Source organism: Microbacterium sp. Leaf161, assembly GCF_001423645.1.
In the GTDB taxonomy this organism is placed as follows: Bacteria; Actinomycetota; Actinomycetes; order Actinomycetales; family Microbacteriaceae; genus Microbacterium; species Microbacterium forte.
The window spans coordinates 554,673-572,301 of the sequence record NZ_LMOW01000001.1; the positions used below are offsets into that span (position 1 = coordinate 554,673).

Annotated in this window: 19 protein-coding genes; 11 read left to right on the forward strand and 8 right to left on the reverse strand. The window is 70.2% G+C overall.

Annotated features, from left to right (window positions below):
• Positions 1 to 30: 30 nt before the first annotated feature.
• From ASF87_RS02760 to ASF87_RS02785, 6 genes are all read left to right on the forward strand, one after another.
• Complete coding sequence (locus ASF87_RS02760; RefSeq protein ID WP_056373970.1) at positions 31 to 4,605, forward strand: ATP-dependent helicase; 4,575 nt, start codon at positions 31 to 33, stop codon at positions 4,603 to 4,605.
• A gap of 34 nt (positions 4,606 to 4,639) precedes the next feature.
• A complete protein-coding gene (locus tag ASF87_RS02765; protein WP_082508733.1) occupies positions 4,640 to 5,542 on the forward strand; it encodes an EI24 domain-containing protein in 903 nt (300 codons plus the stop codon).
• Positions 5,542 to 6,315 (forward strand): DNA-formamidopyrimidine glycosylase family protein, encoded by a 774-nt coding sequence (locus tag ASF87_RS02770; protein WP_056373972.1) that lies wholly within the window; start codon positions 5,542 to 5,544, stop codon positions 6,313 to 6,315. Before ASF87_RS02765 ends, ASF87_RS02770 begins: the two co-directional genes overlap by 1 nt.
• 82 nt (positions 6,316 to 6,397) lie before the next feature.
• The gene (locus tag ASF87_RS02775; protein ID WP_042540126.1) at positions 6,398 to 6,805 is read left to right on the forward strand and encodes a DapH/DapD/GlmU-related protein; all 408 of its coding nucleotides are present in this window, start codon (positions 6,398 to 6,400) and stop codon (positions 6,803 to 6,805) included.
• A 54-nt stretch (positions 6,806 to 6,859) separates the two neighbouring features.
• Entirely contained in the window at positions 6,860 to 7,600 is a 741-nt protein-coding gene (locus tag ASF87_RS02780) for a LysR substrate-binding domain-containing protein (protein ID WP_200933688.1), read from the forward strand.
• Between the two features lie 66 nt (positions 7,601 to 7,666).
• Complete coding sequence (locus ASF87_RS02785) at positions 7,667 to 8,389, forward strand: glutamine amidotransferase-related protein (RefSeq protein WP_056376304.1); 723 nt, start codon at positions 7,667 to 7,669, stop codon at positions 8,387 to 8,389.
• Between the two features lie 22 nt (positions 8,390 to 8,411).
• Here ASF87_RS02785 and ASF87_RS02790 read toward each other — a convergent pair whose 3' ends face one another.
• Positions 8,412 to 8,870 carry a hypothetical protein gene (locus ASF87_RS02790; protein WP_056373974.1) on the reverse strand — a complete coding sequence of 153 codons (459 nt, stop codon included), beginning with the start codon at positions 8,868 to 8,870 and terminating at the stop codon, positions 8,412 to 8,414.
• Positions 8,867 to 10,081, reverse strand: coding sequence for a cation:proton antiporter (locus ASF87_RS02795; protein WP_056376305.1), 1,215 nt, complete (start codon positions 10,079 to 10,081; stop codon positions 8,867 to 8,869). Before ASF87_RS02795 ends, ASF87_RS02790 begins: the two co-directional genes overlap by 4 nt.
• A gap of 84 nt (positions 10,082 to 10,165) precedes the next feature.
• On the opposite strand from ASF87_RS02795, the gene purU reads away from it, so the two are divergent.
• Positions 10,166 to 11,017, forward strand: coding sequence for a formyltetrahydrofolate deformylase (purU, locus tag ASF87_RS02800; protein WP_056373976.1), 852 nt, complete (start codon positions 10,166 to 10,168; stop codon positions 11,015 to 11,017).
• A gap of 20 nt (positions 11,018 to 11,037) precedes the next feature.
• On the opposite strand, the gene ASF87_RS02805 is transcribed toward purU, so the two are convergent.
• From ASF87_RS02805 to ASF87_RS02815, 3 genes are read right to left on the reverse strand one after another with little or no spacing between them, the layout of a single operon-like run.
• On the reverse strand, positions 11,038 to 11,424 hold the full coding sequence (locus ASF87_RS02805) for a type II toxin-antitoxin system VapC family toxin (RefSeq protein ID WP_056373978.1): 387 nt from the start codon (positions 11,422 to 11,424) through the stop codon (positions 11,038 to 11,040).
• On the reverse strand, positions 11,421 to 11,678 hold the full coding sequence (locus ASF87_RS02810; RefSeq protein ID WP_162238669.1) for a type II toxin-antitoxin system Phd/YefM family antitoxin: 258 nt from the start codon (positions 11,676 to 11,678) through the stop codon (positions 11,421 to 11,423). The genes ASF87_RS02805 and ASF87_RS02810 overlap by 4 nt, the downstream gene beginning before the upstream one ends.
• 39 nt (positions 11,679 to 11,717) lie before the next feature.
• Positions 11,718 to 12,764 carry an NAD(P)H-dependent flavin oxidoreductase gene (locus ASF87_RS02815; RefSeq protein ID WP_056373982.1) on the reverse strand — a complete coding sequence of 349 codons (1,047 nt, stop codon included), beginning with the start codon at positions 12,762 to 12,764 and terminating at the stop codon, positions 11,718 to 11,720.
• A gap of 105 nt (positions 12,765 to 12,869) precedes the next feature.
• Between ASF87_RS02815 and ASF87_RS02820 the strand changes: the two genes are divergently transcribed.
• Together ASF87_RS02820 and ASF87_RS02825 are read left to right on the forward strand one after the other, a co-directional pair.
• Positions 12,870 to 13,142, forward strand: coding sequence for a DUF6412 domain-containing protein (locus tag ASF87_RS02820; protein WP_056373984.1), 273 nt, complete (start codon positions 12,870 to 12,872; stop codon positions 13,140 to 13,142).
• A 62-nt stretch (positions 13,143 to 13,204) separates the two neighbouring features.
• The gene (locus ASF87_RS02825) at positions 13,205 to 13,966 is read left to right on the forward strand and encodes a YidC/Oxa1 family membrane protein insertase (protein ID WP_056373986.1); all 762 of its coding nucleotides are present in this window, start codon (positions 13,205 to 13,207) and stop codon (positions 13,964 to 13,966) included.
• A gap of 10 nt (positions 13,967 to 13,976) precedes the next feature.
• On the opposite strand, the gene ASF87_RS02830 is transcribed toward ASF87_RS02825, so the two are convergent.
• The 3 genes from ASF87_RS02830 to ASF87_RS02840 form a co-directional block, all read right to left on the reverse strand.
• Complete coding sequence (locus ASF87_RS02830; protein ID WP_056373988.1) at positions 13,977 to 14,942, reverse strand: EamA family transporter; 966 nt, start codon at positions 14,940 to 14,942, stop codon at positions 13,977 to 13,979.
• 44 nt (positions 14,943 to 14,986) lie between these two features.
• Positions 14,987 to 15,871 carry an SDR family oxidoreductase gene (locus ASF87_RS02835; RefSeq protein WP_056373989.1) on the reverse strand — a complete coding sequence of 295 codons (885 nt, stop codon included), beginning with the start codon at positions 15,869 to 15,871 and terminating at the stop codon, positions 14,987 to 14,989.
• A gap of 157 nt (positions 15,872 to 16,028) precedes the next feature.
• On the reverse strand, positions 16,029 to 16,373 hold the full coding sequence (locus ASF87_RS02840) for a DUF7882 family protein (protein WP_056373992.1): 345 nt from the start codon (positions 16,371 to 16,373) through the stop codon (positions 16,029 to 16,031).
• Between the two features lie 149 nt (positions 16,374 to 16,522).
• Here ASF87_RS02840 and ASF87_RS02845 point away from each other — a divergent pair, with 149 nt between their 5' ends.
• The gene (locus tag ASF87_RS02845) at positions 16,523 to 17,044 is read left to right on the forward strand and encodes an FHA domain-containing protein (protein ID WP_056373993.1); all 522 of its coding nucleotides are present in this window, start codon (positions 16,523 to 16,525) and stop codon (positions 17,042 to 17,044) included.
• Positions 17,041 to 17,571 (forward strand): CinA family protein, encoded by a 531-nt coding sequence (locus tag ASF87_RS02850; RefSeq protein ID WP_056373995.1) that lies wholly within the window; start codon positions 17,041 to 17,043, stop codon positions 17,569 to 17,571. Before ASF87_RS02845 ends, ASF87_RS02850 begins: the two co-directional genes overlap by 4 nt.
• The last annotated feature ends 58 nt before the right edge of the window (positions 17,572 to 17,629 follow it).

A 17,629-nucleotide genomic window follows, 5' to 3' on the forward strand; every position in this document is an offset into this window, starting at 1 on the left:
GATGTCGGTGGCACGGGTGATGATGGACTGATGGGTGACGTGCTCGACCGCTTCACTCCTGCCACGCAAGACTGGTTCAGGGGTGCGTTTCCCGAACCCACTCCCGCGCAGGGCGGCGCGTGGAATGCCATCTCAGCCGGCAAGCACGCGCTCGTGGTGGCTCCGACCGGGTCGGGCAAGACCCTCTCGGCCTTCCTCTGGGCGATCGACAGCGTGTTCCGCGAGCGCACCGAGCAGCCCGCCAGGGCCAGGGACAGCTCGCGCACGCGCATCCTCTACATCTCGCCGCTGAAGGCTCTCGGTGTCGACGTCGAGCGCAACCTGCGCTCTCCGCTCATCGGCATCGGGCAGTCGGCCAGGCGCCTCGGCGTCGAGGCCCCCTCGGTGACCGTCGGCGTGCGCTCGGGCGACACGACGTCGAGCGACCGCCGCAAGCTGGTCTCCGATCCTCCGGACATCCTCATCACCACCCCCGAGTCGCTCTACCTCATGCTCACCAGCCGCGCCGGCGAGACTCTGCGCGACGTGCACACGGTGATCATCGACGAGGTGCACGCGGTCGCCGCGACCAAACGCGGAGCACACCTCGCGGTGAGCCTCGAACGACTCGACGCGCTGCGCCGCACTCACGGCCATGACGAGCCGGCCCAGCGCATCGGACTGTCGGCGACCGTGCGCCCGATCGACGAGGTCGCGCGGTTCCTCGGCGGCGCCGCCCCCGTCGAGATCGTCGCCCCGCCCGCATCGAAGACGTTCGAGCTGGGCGTCGTCGTCCCGATGGACGACATGACCAATCCGCCGCCGCCTCCCGGGGCGCCGAAGGACGCCGGCGATGCCGCCGATGCGGAATACACCGAGGTCACCGGCTCCGTCTGGCCGCACGTGGAGGAGGCGATCGTCGACCGCATCCTGCAGAACAAGTCGACCATCGTGTTCTCGAACTCACGACGGCTGGCCGAGCGGCTCACCGGGCGACTGAACGAGATCTACTCCGAGCGCATCGGCGTCGCCCTGCCCGAGGCATCGGTGCCTGCGGCCATGATGGCGCAGGCGGGCGCGACAGGCGGCGCCGACCCCGTGCTCGCCAAGGCACATCACGGCTCGGTCTCGAAAGAGCAGCGGGCGCAGGTCGAGGAGGAGCTGAAGTCCGGCGTCCTTCGGTGCGTCGTCGCGACGAGCAGCCTCGAGCTCGGCATCGACATGGGCGCGGTCGACCTGGTGATCCAGGTCGAGGCACCGCCCTCGGCGGCCTCCGGTCTGCAGCGAGTCGGTCGAGCGGGTCACCAGGTCGGCGAGATCAGCCGCGCTGCGCTGTTCCCCAAGCACCGGGGCGATGTGCTGCACACCGCGATCGTCACCGAGCGGATGCTGGCCGGCAAGATCGAGGCGATCCAGGTGCCGCGCAACCCGCTCGACATCCTCGCGCAGCAGACGGTCGCGGCGAGCGCCCTCGGCGAGATCAGCGTCGAGGAGTGGTTCGAGACCGTGCGCCGCTCGGCGCCGTTCCAGTCCCTCCCGCGGTCGGCCTACGAGGCGACGCTCGACCTGCTCGCCGGGCGCTATCCCTCCGACGAGTTCGCCGAGCTGCGCCCTCGACTGGTGTGGGACCGAGACGCCGGCACGCTGACCGGGCGTCCCGGCGCGCAGCGCATCGCCGTCACCAGCGGCGGCACGATCCCCGACCGCGGACTCTTCGGCGTCTTCGTCGCCGGCGAGTCGACCGGTGCCCGCGTCGGCGAGCTCGATGAGGAGATGGTCTACGAGTCACGTGTCGGCGATGTGTTCACGCTCGGCACGACGAGCTGGCGCATCGCCGAGATCACGCATGACCGCGTCAACGTGATTCCCGCATACGGCCAGCCGGGCAAGGTGCCGTTCTGGCACGGCGACGGAATCGGCCGCCCGTTCGAACTCGGCGAGGCGCTCGGCAGGTTCTCACGCGAGGTGTCGGCGGCGACCCCTGAGAAGGCGGCTCAACGTCTGATCGACGCCGGTCTCGACGAGCAGGCCAGGATGAACCTGATGGCGCACCTCACCGAGCAGCGCGAGGCGACAGGCACCCTGCCGACCGACCGCACCCTCACGGTCGAGCGCGGGCGCGACGAGGTCGGCGACTGGCGGGTCATCCTTCACTCCCCCTATGGCATGAAGGTCCACGCGCCGTGGGCTCTGGCGATCAACGCCCGCATCCGCGAGCGCCTCGGAGTCGAGGGCTCGGCGGTCGCGAGCGACGACGGCATCATCGTGCGCATTCCGGATGCCGAGGCCGAGCCTCCCGGCGCCGAGCTCTTCGTGTTCGACCCCGACGAGCTCGAGCAGCTGGTCACGCAGGAGGTCGGCGGATCCGCGCTGTTCGCCTCCCGGTTCCGCGAGTGCGCCGCCCGCGCCCTGCTGATGCCGCGGATGAACCCGAACAAGCGCACTCCGCTGTGGCAGCAGCGACAGCGCTCGGCGCAGCTGCTCGAAGTCGCCCGCCGGCATCCGACATTCCCGGTGATCCTGGAGACCCTGCGCGAGGTCCTGCAGGACGTCTACGACCTGCCGTCGCTGCGCACGCTCGCGGTATCGATCGCCGACCGACGCATCAGACTCGTCGAGACCCAGCCGTCTCAGCCGTCGCCGTTCGCGCGCGACCTGCTCTTCGGCTACGTCGGCGCATTCATGTACGAGGGCGATTCGCCGCTGGCCGAGCGTCGGGCGGCCGCTCTCTCGGTCGACCCGGCGCTGCTCGGCGAGCTGCTCGGCACGGTCGAGCTCCGCGAGCTGCTCGACCCCGACGTCATCGCGCAGTTCGAGCGCGAGGCGCAGCGCCTCGACCCCGAGCGCCATGCGCGAGGTCTCGAGGGCGTCGCCGACCTGCTGCGGATGCTGGGTCCGATGGATGCGGCCGAGATCGACGCGCGACTCGACCCCGAGACCGGTTCGGCCTCCGACCACCTCGCCGCGCTGATCGACGCGCGCCGCGCGATCCCGGTCACCGTCGCCGGCACCACGCGCGTCGCCGCGATCGAAGACGCCGGCCGCCTGCGCGATGCGCTCGGCGCGGCGCTGCCCACCGGCATCCCCGTCGCGTTCCTCGAACCCCTCGCCGATCCGCTCGGCGATCTCGTCGCACGGTACGCCCGCACGCACGGCCCCTTCACGACGGATGCCATCGCGACGCGCTTCGGCCTCGGCGCCGCGGTCGCGCGACACACGCTGCAGAGGCTGGAGCACTCGGGTCGACTGACCAGCGGCTACTTCCTGCCAGAGGCCTCCGGCACGGGCAACGAGACCGAGTGGTGCGACACCGAGGTGCTGCGCCGACTGCGGATGCGGTCGCTCGCCGCGATCCGAGGCAGCGTCGAACCGGTGTCGCCCGAGGCGTATGCGCGCTTCCTGCCCGACTGGCAGCACCTCGGCCGCCCGCTCGAAGGACTCGACGGCGTGCTCGCCGTGATCGAGCAGTTCGCCGGGGTGCCCATTCCCGCGAGCGCCTGGGAGTCGCTCGTGCTGCCCTCTCGAGTGCGGGACTACTCCCCCGCCCTGCTCGACGAGCTCACGGCCGCGGGAGAGGTCATCTGGTCGGGCCACGGCACGCTGCCCGGTCGTGACGGCTGGGTCTCGCTGCACCCTGTCGATCTCGCGCCCTTCACACTCCCCGAACCCGACGACGAGATCGCCACCGATTCGCTCGAGGCCCGGGTGCTCGCCGCACTCGAGGCGGGCGGGGCGTACTTCGCCGGCCAGCTGAAAGACATGGCCGGAGCCGAGAACGAGCAGTCCGTGCTCGAGGCACTGTGGTCGCTGACCTGGGCGGGGCGCGTGACGAACGACACCTTCGCCCCGATCCGGTCGCTGCTGGCCGGGGGGTCGCAGGCTCACCGCGTGACCAGACGCGCCCCGCGCACTCGCACCTACCGGGGCATGTCGCTCGCGCGCACTGCGGCGCGCCCGTCATCGATCGGCGGACGCTGGTCGCTGCTCCCCTCGGTCGACACGGATGCCGCTCGGCGGGCGACCGTCACAGCCGGCCTGCTGCTCGACCGCTACGGCGTGGTCACCCGCGGCGCCGTGCAGGCCGAGGGCGTGCCGGGCGGCTTCGCGCAGACATACCGGGTGCTCGCGGGATTCGAAGAGGCCGGGCACTGCCGACGCGGTTACGTGATCGAGAGGCTGGGTGCCGCGCAGTTCGCGGCATCCGCCACCGTCGACCGCCTGCGCACGTTCGCGGGGCTCGCCGACCCGCCCCCGCGCAAGGCCGTGACGCTCGCCGCGACCGACCCCGCCAATCCCTACGGCGCAGCGCTCGGGTGGCCCAAGCGCGAGGAGGTGTCGCATCGTCCTGGGCGCAAGGCCGGCGGCCTGGTGGTGCTCGTCGACGGTTCACTCGTGCTCTACCTCGAACGCGGCGGGCGCACGGTGCTGTGCTTCACCGACGACTCCGAGGTGCTGCGAGCCGCGGGATCCGACCTCGCCGCGACGGCGCGCGCCCGGCGCCTCGACACCCTCACGGTCGAGAAGGTCAACGGCGAAGGCGTCTACGGCACCGAGCTCGCCCTCGCGCTGCAGGAGGCCGGGTTCGTCGCCACGCCCCGCGGCTACACGCTGCGCAAGGTGATCTGAGCGCCGCCATGACCGCTGCTTCTAGGCTGGACGCATGATCGGGGAGTTCGTCTACGGCATCCGCACGCTGCTGCGCGGCTTCGGCACCTGGCGACGCCGCCCCGGGCTGATGGCCCTCGGACTCGTGCCAGGACTCATCGCGGCGCTGGTGCTGCTCGCCGGTCTCGTGCCGCTCGCGCTGTCGCTCGGGCCGATCTCCGACGCCGTGACACCCTTCGCCGACGGCTGGATCGCCGAGTGGCGATCGGTCTTCCGGGCCGCTGTCGGCATCGTGATCTTCGCCGCGGCGCTCGCCCTGGCCAGTGCGGTGTTCAGCGCCCTCGCCCTGGCCATCGGCGACCCGTTCTACCAGCGCATCTGGCGGGCCGTCGAGGCTGACCTCGGCGACGCGCCGCCTTCCGACGGCGGCGGATTCTGGATGGCGGTCGGTGAGGGACTGCGGTTGGTGCTCCTCGGCATCCTCATCGCGATCTTCGTGCTGGTGCTCGGCTTCGTCCCTCTCGTGGGCGGCGTCCTCGCAGCGGTCGGAGGCGTCGTGCTCTCGGGCCGCATGCTCGCACGCGAGCTCACGCAGCGAGCCTTCGACGCCCGCGAACTCACTCCCGCCGACCGTGCAGTGCTGTTCCGCGGCAATCGCGCGCGGGTGCTCGGCTTCGGCGTCGCGACGCAACTCTGCTTCCTGATCCCCGGAGGTGCGGTGGCCGTCATGCCCGCCGCCGTGGCAGGCGCCACGACTCTCGCGCGCACCATGCTCGAGCGCACGCCCCTGGCGCAGCAGACCTCGCCTCCGCTCGCGACCCCGCAGCCGGCACAGCCCGCACAGCCCGCACCGCCCCTGCAGCCGGCACAGCGCGCGCAGCCCGCGCCGCCCGCGCCGCCCGCGCCGGGCAGCGTCTCCGCGCCGCTTCCGCCGCCCGCCGGTTCAGGGCACGTCTGATGCCCGAGGGCGATACCGTCTTCCGGACGGCGAAACGTCTCGACGAGGCCTTGGTCGGCGCCGAGGTGGCGCGCTTCGACCTGCGCGTCCCGCGCTTCGCGACTCTCGATCTGACGGGTCAGCCGATCCTCTCCTCGATCGCTCGCGGCAAGCACCTGCTGCTGCGCATCGGCGACAGCACACTGCATTCCCATCTGCGCATGGACGGGGCCTGGCTGGTCTACCGCACAGGCGAGAAGTGGCGGCATCCGGCGTTCAAGGTGCGCGCGATCGTCGGCACCGCGCAGCGCGAGGCGGTGGGCATCGACCTGGCCGAGATCGAGGTGGTGCCGACGCGCGAAGAGGACGAGCTCGTCGGATACCTCGGGCCCGATCCCCTCGGTCCCGACTGGGACGCCGTCGAGGCCGCCAGGCGCGTGAGCGCCGATTCCCGCAGCATCCACGTCGCCCTGCTCGACCAGCGCAACGTCGCCGGGTTCGGCAACGAGTACGCCGCCGAACTCCTGTTCCTGCGCGGGATCCTGCCGACCACCCCCGCGCCAGAGGTCGACGTGCCCGCACTGCTCGACCTCGGCGTGCGCACGATCCGAGTGAACCGCGATCGTCGTCACCGGACCTTCACGGGAGTCGATCGGCCCGGTCAGGGGACGTGGGTCTACGGCCGTGCCGGCAAGCCATGCCGTCGCTGCGGAACGCTCATCAAGCGCGGCGAACTGGGCGCGGATCCGACCCGTGAACGCATCACCTTCTGGTGTCCCGTGTGTCAGCGCTGACCTGCATCCATGCTCGGGAATGAATCCGGCACACCCGTGGTTATTGATATATCCGGAGCACTCCGGAACACGGGGAGGAATCGTGGGCAAGAACTACGTCGACATCGAGAACGACCAGGGCGCGACGCTGCGGTATCGCAAGCACGCCAACGGTCGCGGTCTCGTCGCGCATGGCGCGAAGGTCCATCCGAAGGCGCATGTTGAAGCGGGCGCCTACATCGAACCCGGCGCGCGTATCGGCGCGGGGGCGACCATCGCGCGTGGCGCGTGGATCGAACCGGATGCCGTGATCGGCGAGGGTGCGCACGTCGACGCGCACGCACACATCGGCCAGGGCGCTGCCGTCGGAGACGGCGCGCACATCGGAGTCCGCACCGAAGTCGGAGCGGGTGCTCGCATCGTCCGCGGCGCGCGCATCGGCGACGACGAGACGGTCGCCGCCGGTCTGACGGTCGCCACCGACCCGAAGGGGCTGTGGCTCGCGGCCTGATCACGGCCGCGATCTCAGACCGTCTCACCGCGTGCGCCGGGTACCCTGGAGCACATGGCGACTCAGGGACGACGACCGGCAGGGCGTGCCGGCAAAGGCTCGCCCGTGCGACGCAACAGGGCGGCACCGGCGCAGCGGTTCCCGCCGCCCAAGCCGCCGAAGAAGACAGCCAAGGTCGTCTTCGATGCGCCGGAACCCGAGTCCGACGAGCCGCGCACGTTCCGACTCGGAGTCGTGCCGGGCGCCACACCCGGCAAGTGGATCGACGCCTGGAAGCGGCGGATGCCGCACGTGCCCGTCGAGCTCGTGCCTGTGGAGGTCGCCGCTCAGCGCGAGGCGCTCGACGACCTCGACGCCGCGCTGGTGCGCCTGCCGCTGACCGACGAGACCCTGCACGTCATCACGCTGTACGACGAGGTGCCCGTCGTGGTCGCCTCGATCGATTCGCACCTGCTCGCGGCCGACGAGCTGACCATCGCCGACCTCGCGGGTGAGGTCGTGATGATCCCCACCGACGACCCGCTGGGCCCGATCGACATCCCGGGTGCCCTCTCCCCGACGTTCGCGCCGCTGACCGTCGCAGAAGCCATCCCGACCGCTGCCGCCGGAACAGGGATCGTGGTCCTGCCCATGTCTCTCGCGCGCGTGAACCACCGAAAGGATGTCGGCCATCGACTCCTCGTCGACGGCCCGACTTCGACAGTCGCCCTCGCGTGGCGCCGCGACCACACCACACCCGACGTCGAGACGTTCATCGGGATCGTGCGCGGTCGCACATCCAACTCGTCACGGTGATGCGAGCGTGACGTCCCGATGACAGCGATGACGGCGACCCCCTCCGGTCGTCGTTAGACTCTCGTGGTGGTCTCGCTTCTCTACGTCTGTGTGCGCCCCGAGCTCGGGGCGGCGGATGCCGAGCACGCCTCGTTCCGACGGGCGCTCGGCGTCGACGTCGTCGACCGCCTCGACCTGCTCGCCGAGCCCCTCGACCCCGCTCGCCTCGCGCGATACACCGGTGTCGTGGTCGGCGGCTCTCCGTTCAACGTGAGCGATGCTGAGAAGTCCGCGGTGCAGCTCCGCGTCGAAGCAGACCTCGAGCACATCGCCCGCCTGGCCATCGAGGGCCGGATCGCGGCGTTCTTCACGTGCTTCAGCATCGGTGTGGTGACGCGGATGCTCGGCGGCGAGGTCACCGTGGACACTCCTGAATCGGCCAGCGCCACAGTGATCGAGACGACCGAGGCCGGCGCAGCCGATCCGGTGTTCGGCCCGAGCTCCCCCGCGCTCACGGTCTTCACAGCCCACAAGGAGAGCGCTGCTGCTCTGCCGCAGGGTGCGGTTCTTCTCGCCACGAACGACACCTGCCCGGTGCAGGCGTATCGCGTCGGAACTCACCTCTACACGGCGCAGTTCCACCCTGAGCCGACCCCGAGGGACTTCGCCGACCGGATGACGTTCTATCGCACCACCGGGTACTTCGACCCCGACGAGTTCGACGAGGTGCAGGGGCAGGTGCTCGCAGCCTCAGTCACCGAGGGTGCGGCGCTGCTGCGCCGCTTCGCGCAGACATTCGCCGCGGCCTGACACCGAGCGGGCGAGCCCGCCCTCAGCCGCGCAGCAGCTCCACACGTTCGCGGAGGTATGCCTCGAGCGGCATCCACCCGCCGGCAGTGCTCCACCGCACCGACGGCACGGCGTCGATCATCGCGAGCGGCCCCGATGCCCTGCCCGCATCCACGGCGTCGAGGTCGATCGCCGACCACCCGACATGCACGACGTCGCCCTCATCGAATCCGCCGCGCAGAGCCAGCGCGCGACGCTCGGCGCGCTCGCGGGCTGACTCGGCCGTATAGCCGCGGCGGCCAGGGTCCGCAGCGCGCAGCACCTCGGCGGTCGCCAGAGCCTGCGTCTCGGTCAGCAGCAGCACTCCGATGTGCCAGGCCGCGCCCACGCGCACGATGCGGCGTCCGCGCCACCGCGACTCCCGCTCTTCGCCGAGTCCCTCTTGGGGCAGCCTTGAGAGCGCACGCACGGCGTCGGCGATCAGCGCGGATGCCGTCGTCACAGCTCCCCCTGAGGTCGCACGCGAACCAGCTCGGGGTCGACCAATCGCGCCGCGTCGCCGCGGATCAGCATGCCGAGCAGCGGGAAGAGCAGCACCGACAGCATCCCCGCGCCGACGAGTGCGGCGGCCGTGCCGGTGTCGATCATCTTGTGGTCCACCCCGATTGCCGTCACCGCGACGATGATGGGCAGCCCTGTGGCGGCCAGCAGCCCGAGCGCCGTGCGGTCCCTGACGCTCGTGCCGGGTGGGGCAGAGAGCTGGACAGTGGTGCCCCGGAGCACGAGCAGCGCAACGAGGAAGAGGGGCAGCATCACCATCGCCGAAGCCGAGCCGGTGAGCGCCTGGAGGTCGAAGTTCACGCCGGTGTAGAGGAAGAAGATCGGCACGAAGAGCCCGAATGCGATGGCCTCGAGTTTCGTCTCCATCGCCGCTGCGTCTTTCTCGGGCGCGCGCGCCATGATGATGCGCCACACGGCTCCCGCGACGAAGGCGCCGAGCAGCATGTCGAGATCGAGCATGACGCTGAGACCGACCAGCGCGGCGATGAGCAGCAGCACGAAGCGCACGCCGAACTGATCGGAGGTGTGCAGCGTGGCGCGCACGAACGCGTGCAGGCGCCCATGCTGCATCCGATGGGCCATCCACACGGCGAGACCCGCCAGCGCCACGAAGGCGAGCAGCACGGCGGTGGCGAGCGGCGTGGTGCGGGTGCTGAGGAAGAGCGAGATCGCGATCAACGGCAGGAACTCTCCCACGGCGCCGATCACGGTGACCGCGCGGCCGAAAGGAGTGTCCGTCTCCCGCGCGTCCCGCAGGATCGGCATCAGCGTGCCGAGTGCGGTGGAGCTGAGCGCGATGGCGATCACGACCATCCCCTCGCCGGGTGCGAGGAAGAAGCCGATCGCGATCCCGAGCACGACGCTGATGCTCCAGCCGATCGAGGCGCGCGCGAGCGGGCGCCCGGAGACGGCGCGGAAGTCGATCTCGGATCCGGCCATGAAGAAGAGCATCGCGAGCCCGAAATCGCTGAGCTTCTCGAGGATGGGCGTCGGCTCGACCCAGCCGAGCACGGCAGGCCCCGCGAGAATCCCGAGCACGAGCTCGAACACGATGATCGGCACCCGAATGACGGGTCGGATGCCGCGCGCGAGCAACGGCGCTGCCACCGCGAGCAGCGGGATCAGCACCAGTCCGAGATCGCCCGCGTCCACGCTCCCAGAGTAGCGACCCGCAGCGACGATTCGCCCGGTGGTCGCATCCACGGCAGAATCGATGCACACCCCCGAGGAGCCCCCATGTCTCAGCCCGACACCGCCCGCCTGCTGATCGCCTGCGACGATCAGCCCGGCATCGTCGCCGCCGTCGCCGGAGTGCTCTCCGCCCACGGCGCGAACATCATCTCCCTCGACCAGCACTCCACCGATTCCGAGGGCGGCCGGTTCTTCCAGCGCACCGTGATCCACCTCCCCGGCCTCTCGGCCGCGCGCACCGCGCTCGAGGCCGATCTCGCCCCGATCGCCGAGCGCTTCGGCATGGAGTGGTCACTGCACGACACCGCCCGCCGCAAGCGCGTCGCGATCTTCGTGTCGAAGTACGACCACTGCCTGATGGAGCTGCTGTGGCGTACGCAGCGCGGACAGCTCGACATCGACGTGACGATGGTCGTCTCGAACCACCCCGACCTCGCCGAGTCGGTGCGCTCGTTCGGAGTGCCGTTCGTGCACATCCCCTCGGGCGACAAGCAGACGATGGAGCAGCGCCAGCTCGAGATGCTCCGAGGCAACGTCGATCTCGTCGTCCTCGCCCGGTACATGCAGATCCTGAGCGATGACTTCATCACAGGTCTCGGTGCCCCCGTCATCAACATCCACCACTCGTTCCTGCCCGCCTTCATCGGCGCCAACCCCTACGCCAGGGCGAAGGATCGCGGCGTAAAGCTGATCGGGGCGACCGCCCACTATGCGACGGCCGACCTCGACGAGGGGCCGATCATCGAGCAGGACGTCACACGCGTCACGCACTCGGAGTCGGCGGCCGAGCTGCAGCGCCGTGGTGCCGACGTCGAGCGCCTCGTGCTCGCGCGCGCCGTGCAGTGGCATGCCGAGGACCGCGTGATCGTGCACGGCCGCTCGACCGTCATTCTCTGAGACAGGCGTCTCTGGCTCGGCTAACCGATCACATCGACGGCGAGACCCCGAGATGCCACCACGAGTCGTCTGTCATTCGTCCAGAGTTCGGTGCAGGACGACAACTGAGCGGCGGCGAGGTGCACGGCATCGGGAGTCTTCAAGCCGAAATCTGCGCGCAGCTCGGCTGCCCGCATGAAGACGGCCGCGTCGAGATCGACGGTCTCGATGCGATCGAAAAGGGCGAGATATCGATCCCGAACCTCGACGTTGCGCTCACGGAGGGGTCCGACGAGACACTCCTGCAAGGCGAGCGGGCTCGACGCCACGGGTGCATCGACTTCTCTCAGAGCGCGCCGCACGGAGTCTCCTCGCGGGCCGCGGTCTTCGAGAGCGTAGATCAGGATGCAGGAATCGAGGTAGATCATTCCCAGGCGTCTCGGTTCTCGTCGATCTGGGCATCGAGATCCGTCGCCACGCGAGCTAGGCGCTCAGGCAGCGGGTTCTCCTGTATCCACTCGACGAGCAGTCTCCCACTGCGCACGACATCGACCGGACCGATGGGGACGATTCGAGCCACCGGCGTACCCCGCTTCGTGATCACGACGTCGCTGCCTGCCTGGGATTCTGCGATCAACCGCGACAGACCGTTTCGCGCCTCGAGGACGTTGTGGGTGGACATGAACGCCATTCTAGCCAGATAGATAGCCAGGTACAACGCTCAGGCGTTCGCGGGCACTCCCGCCACCAGCTCGGCGAAGGCCTCCGCCGCAGTGGAGTAGCGGGCGAGCGGCGCTGCCTGACCCATCCAGAGCGACTGCAGCTCGCCCAGATTCTGCTCACCCGCCGCGGCGCGGAACTTTCCGGTGAGCCAGTTCTGCATCGGGAACGGGGCGATGATTCCACCCGCCTCGATCGCGCGTACCGCCCGGTTGCGCACTCCGCGGGCGAGGCGCCCGCTCATCGCCCGCGTGAGAACGGTGCCGTCGGCGGGTGTCGAGCGGATGGCGTCACGATGCGCCTGGTTCGCGGCAGACTCGACTGTCGCCAGGAAGGCCGTGCCGACCTGCACGGCCGATGCACCGAGCGCGAAAGCGGCCGCGACACCGCGCCGATCGGCGATGCCGCCGGCCGCGATCACCGGCACATCGACGGCATCCACGACCTGCGGCACGAGCGAGAAGGTGCCGACGAGCGACTCCTCGGGCGGTCGCAGGAACGACACGCGATGGCCTCCGGCCTCGAAGCCGGTCGCGATGACGGCGTCGACCCCGGCGTCGGCGAGGGCTGCGGCTTCGGCGACCGTCGTCGCTGTCGCCACCACGCGGATGCCTCGGCGATGCGCCTGCTCGATGAGGTCGCCGGAGGGGATGCCGAACACGGTGCTGAGCACGGGCGGCGCCGACTCCCAGATCGCGTCGAGCTGCTCGTCGAGCGGGGGCACGTACCGCTCGGGTCGCGTCGGCACCTCGAGACCGACCGCGTCATAGAACGGCTGCAGCGCCTGCGCGAACACGGTGTGCTGCGGGTTCGGCTCGACCTCATCGCCGGTCGGCAGCCAGATGTTCACGGCGAACGGGCGCGAGGTCGCCTCCCGCAGCGAGGCGACGGTCGAACGGATCCGGTCGCCGTCGTAGCCGTACAGCCCGTAGCCGCCGAGTCCACCCGCCTCGCTGACGGCCGCGGCGAGCGCGACGGACGAGAGCCCGCCGAACGGACCGAGCACGATGGGATGTTCGATGCCGAGCAGCGCACGCAGATCAGTCATACATCGAGGCTATCTCCGCTCTCCTGCTCCGAGGCGAGCACGGACGACCGATCCCCTGCTCGGATGCCGGTGATAATCTCGGCGGGAGGGATCAGAGAGGCGCACATGAGCGAGTGGTTCGGGCAGATGCTCGGCTTCGTCGCGGCCGCGCTCGGGATCATCGCGGTGCCCGATGCCGCCGCCCTCGGGGTCGCGATCGCGCTGATCGCCCTGACGACGCTCACGATCGCCGTCGCTCTGAGCCTGGCACCGCCCTCGCCGAGCACCGCTCCGCATCCGCTGCGGGCGATCGACGTCTCGACGCTGCTCGCGCAGAGCGATCCTGATGCCGCCGGCCACCCGCGCCCTCGTGCGCCGGGAGTCGCCGTTCCCGCGTAGTCCGTCCTCGTACGGGACTGCGCGGCTTTCGCCGACCCTTCCCGACACACGAACGGACTTCCATGGACATCTTCGCCTTCCCACCCCTGACCTTTCTGCTCGATGCGGCGTACGGCGCCCTCGCCGGGCTCTCCTCACTGCTTGAGCCACTCGCCGGAGCATCCGCCGCAGCCCTCGCCGTGGTGCTCGTGACGCTTCTCGTCCGCGCCCTGCTGATTCCCGTGGGTGTCTCGCAGGCCAAGGCCGAGCAGACCAGGGCGCGCCTCGCGCCCCGGCTGCGCGAGCTGCAGCGCCGGCACAAGAAGAATCCCGAACGCCTGCAGAAGGAGATGCTCGAGCTCTATCGCTCCGAGAACACGTCTCCGTTCGCCGGCATGCTGCCTGTTCTCGCGCAGGCACCGGTCGTCGGCATCCTGTACACGCTGTTCATCCGCCCCGACATCGCGGGGCACGCCAACGACCTGCTCACGCACGACCTGTTCGGTGCGCCGCTGGGAACGAGCCTCGTCTCGGCCGTCTTCGGCGGCACGGCGACACCCGAGACGCTGCTGGTGTTCGGCGCCCTGATCGCCGTGATGATCGCGGTGGCCGAGATCACGCGGCGGGTCTTCCGGCCGGCGCCGGTCGACGATGATTCGCCGCTGAACTCGCCGACGATGCAGAGAGTGACGAGCGCTCTGCACTATCTGACACCAGTGTTCGCCGTGTTCGTGCCGTTGGCGGCCGCGCTCTACCTCACGGTCACCGTCGTCTGGACGCTGGTGCAGCGCATGCTGCTGCGGCGTCGCTATCCCCTGCCCGTGCCGGCCGGGGTCAGCGTCTGACGTTCGACACTCACTCCGGCAGCGGGATCGGTGCCGTGAACGGCCCGGTCTCGTCGCCGCGGCCCTCATCGTCCGCGCCGGTGTCGTCTCGTGCGGCGCCATCGGCGCGGCGGCGCTGTCGCCGCACGCCGAGCGTCGTGCCGACGCTCGCTGCGACGACGAGGGCGATCGCGAGCATCCTCAGCGGAGTGGCGGACTGGCCGAGGATCAGCCACCCGGCGAGTGTCGCGAACGCGGGTTCGAGGCTCAGCAGCACTCCGAACACGCGCTGCGGCAGGCGACGGAGCGCCGCGAGCTCGAAACTGTAGGGGATCACCGACGACAGCACGGCCGTGACCGCGGCGAGCAGCAGCAGTTGCATGTCGCCCGCGACGGTGACGGCCGCCGGCACCCCGACCGGGATCAGCAGCACCGCAGCCACGACGAGTCCGACCGCGAGCCCGCTCGTGCCGGGGATGATCGCACCGACTCGGGCGCTCATGCGGATGTACATGGCCCAGAAAGCAGCCGCGATCAGGATGAAGACGACGCCGAGAGGGTCGAGCGGATCGGCGCCGATCAGTCCGTCCACGCCGAGCAGCACCATGCCGAGCAGCGCGACACCCACCCAGGCGGCGTCGGCGAGGCGTCGGGTCAGCACGGCCGCCAGCACCAGAGGCCCGAGGAACTCGATCGCGACGGCGGGGCCGAGCGGGATGCGGTCGATGGCCGCATAGAAGAAGCCGTTCATCGCCGCCAGCGAGACTCCGAACAGCACGGCAGCCAGCCACTGCACTCTCGTCCAGCGCACCGGCCGCGGGCGCACGATGACCACCATCAGCAGCGCCGCGATCGCGACGCGCAGAGAGGTCACGCCCCACGGGCCGAGCACCGGGAACAGCTGTGCCGCGACTGCGGCTCCGAACGGCAATGACAGGCAGGAGCAGACGACGAGTGCCACGCCCACGAGCGGGCGGGACGACGCGGACTGCTTCACCCCGCCAGCCTACGGCGCAGGGCGGTGGCGGCGAATTCGTGCGATCAGAGGTGCTTGCCGCCGGTGACGGCGAGCACCGCTCCGGAGGTGTACGACGACTCCGCCGAGGCGAGGTAGACGTATGCGCCGGCGAGCTCGGCGGGCTGTCCTGCCCGACCCAGAGGCGTGTCGGAGCCGAAGGTCTTCACCCGCTCATCGCTCCATCCGGTGGCCGGGATGAGCGGCGTCCAGATGGGTCCGGGGGCGACCGCGTTCACGCGGATGCCTCGTTCTCCCGCCTCCTCGGCGAGCGCCTTGACGAACGCGACCTGCGCCGCCTTGGTCATCGCGTAGTCGATGAGGTTGGGCGAGGGCTCGAACGCCTGCACGGACGCCGTCACGATGATGCTCGACCCTGGCTCCAGATGCGGATACGCGGCCCTGGCCGAGTACAGCAGTCCGAACAGGTTCGTCTCGAACACGCGACGCAGCTTGTCGGTCTCGAGATTCTCGAAGCCGTCGATGTCGTGCTGGTAGGCGGCGTTGAGCACCAGGATGTCCAGCCCGCCGAGGCCGCTCCTCGTCTCGGAGACCACCTGCGTCGCGAAGGCCTCGTCCCGCAGATCCCCGGAGAGGCTGAGCCCCTGCCTGCCTTCGGCGCGGATGAGCTCGATCGTGTCGTCGGCATCCGACTGCTCCTCCGGCATGTGCACGATCGCCACGTCCGCGCCCTCCCGCGCGAAGGCGATGGCGACGGCCCGACCGATTCCGGAGTCGCCACCCGTGATCAGGGCTCGACGGCCCTCGAGCCGCGCGTGACCGACGTACGACTGCTCACCGTGGTCGGGAACCGGCCGCATCTGATCGGTCAGCCCCGGCTGGTCCTGCTGCTGCCCCGGGAACTCCTCCTGGCGATGCTGGCTGCGGGGGTCGGGCGTGCTGTCGGCCATGGTGTCTCCTCTTCCTCGCGACTCGCGACCACCGTCCGTGGCGCGAGTCGGGCGTCAACCGAGCCTCGTGGCCTCTCGACGCCCTCGGCAGGGGGTTGACAATCGGCACCACGATCCAGGGCCGGGGCGCGGAGGCGGAGCGGGTCCCTCGACGCGCTCAGGCCGCGGGAGCGGACGGCTCGTCGTCGCCCGTGGAGACGGAAGCCTCCTGCGGCTCGGGAACCAGATAGAGACCGCTCGGAGCGTTGGCCGTGAAGGCGAGCGCTTCGATCCAGGCCCGGTTGACCGACGGCTGCCGGCTGCCGAAGTACTTGAAGACGAGCGAGCTGCCCGGCTGAACCCACACGGTCGTTCGGCCGCCTCCGACGCTGGCGTCTTCACGCCAGCTGAAGGGGAAGGGCTCCGCGCGGCGCAGCTTGGCGGTCATCACGAGCTGCAGATGAGTGAGGGCGCGATCCTCGATCTCGGTCTTCACGTTGCCCTCGTAGATGAACTTGCCCATGCCGCGTCTCCTCAGGTGTCCGGGTCTTCGCCTTGCAGTTTATGGGAATCTCCAGCCCGACTGCGTCGATGAAACCGCCGCCGAAGTCAACCCCCTGCGCTCGGATTCGTCCCCCGCATATCCTGTGAGGGACCGCGAGGAGACCCACCATGAGCGCACGACACATCGACGACCGTTCCGACGAGGGCTACACCCCCACGACCACTCACGCCGAGTTCGGCGAAGGCAACCCCCGCCTGCGGGTGACCCGCGACGGCGAGCGCACGGAGTTCGCCCTCGAGGTCGACGTGGTGCGCATCGGCTCGGCCGCCGACAACGAGCTGCGCCTCGAGGGCGCCGACCCCGTGCACGCGACGATCACGCACGACGACCGCGATGAGTACGTGCTCGAACTGCACGGCGAGGGCGAGATGAACAGCAACCCCGAAGCCACCGCCACACACCCGGGCGATCGGTCCCAGACACTGCGCACCGGCGCGCGCTTCACTGTCGGAGAGTGGGAGCTCGTCTACGCACGCGACGAGTTCGCCGATCACGGCCGACCGTTCGGCGGACGCCTCGGCGGCGAGTACTCCGACCAGCCGCTGCAGCCGCCGCGGCCCGACTACTCCGACGAGGCGAACATCGAGTCGGACGCGCCGACGCACGCCGACTCCGCTGAGGAGAAGTGACAGCGGAGCAGTCGTCGCTGGATCGCCTGAGCGAGGTCGCCGCTGAGCGCGGACTGCGCATCTGCGTCGTCGAGTCTCTGACCTCGGGGCGGCTGGCGAGCACGATCGGCGCGGGCGACAACGCGGGCGACTGGTTCGCCGGCGGCATCGTCGCCTATCTCACCGACGTCAAAGAGAGCCTGCTCGGCCTCACGCCGGGAACCGACCCGTGCTCGGCCGAGTGCGCCGAGCAACTCGCCGAGAGCGCGCGACGGCTCTTCGACGCCGACGTCTGCATCTCCACCACGGGCGTCGGGGGCCCGGAGCCTGAGGGCGGGCACGACCCCGGCACCGTCTTCATCGGGTGGGCGACCGACGACGGAGTCGGCCATCGGATGCTGGCGCTCACCGGCGATCCGCACGAGGTCCTCGACGAGACGGTCGACACCGCGATTCGACTGCTCGCCTTCCATGCCGAGGGCATAAGGCCTGCCGGTCCTCGGCGCTCAGGCGCAGCATCGACTGAGCTGAACGGGCCGGCCGACTGAGAGCCGTGCGCTCTCCACCGTGCACTCTCCGCCGTGCACTCTCCGCCGGATCCGCTGA